We start from the raw sequence: 619 nt of genomic DNA, 5'->3' as shown, positions 1-619 counted from the left end.
GTCCCACGAGTTGCCAGCGATGTTGCATCGGACCCTCACGACGACACCGCCGGACGCGGCATGGATCACGGTGCCCCGTGCGGCCATGATGTCGACCCCGTCGTGACCGGGACGGTCGGCGGTACGGAACCCCGAGCCCACGGTGCCCGCGACGGGGCGGGTCCACCCGGATGCGGAGATGGCCGCGCCGTCACACACGGGCAGCGTGCCGCCGGTGTACGCGGAGACGATCTCGGTAGCCCGCGCCTCGTGTTTGGCGTAGGCGTTCGGGTACGCCGATTTTTGCACCCGCTGTGCCGCCTCCGTGAGCGGCATGGTTTGCCACCCGGGCACGGCGAGGAGGCGCTCGTAGAACTTCCCGGCGGCGTAGTCGGGGTTCATGATCTGCTCCGGGGTGCCCCATCCTTGCGACGGACGCTGTTGGAACAGTCCCAACGAGTCGTCCGGCCCGCCCCCGATGTTGATCAGGTTGGACTCTTGCAGCGCGGTTGCTACGGCGATCACCCACCCGCGCGGCGGCACGCTCATGCGCTGACCGACCGGGCGCTGACCGACCGCGACGATCACGGCAGCGTTGCTCGCCTGTTCGGCCGTGAGCCCGTCCGGGGTCGCGCCGGGG

Annotated in this window: 1 protein-coding gene; it reads right to left on the bottom strand. The window is 70.3% G+C overall.

Translation table 11 applies throughout. The features are described from left to right. Window positions 1-619: M23 family metallopeptidase (locus QSK31_RS48535; RefSeq protein WP_502873135.1), on the bottom strand; the 619-nt coding region annotated here is incomplete at both ends.

Source organism: Actinoplanes sp. NBRC 103695, from assembly GCF_030269485.1.
GTDB lineage: Bacteria > Actinomycetota > Actinomycetes > Mycobacteriales > Micromonosporaceae > Actinoplanes.
This window is presented reverse-complemented; position numbering and strand designations above follow the sequence as displayed.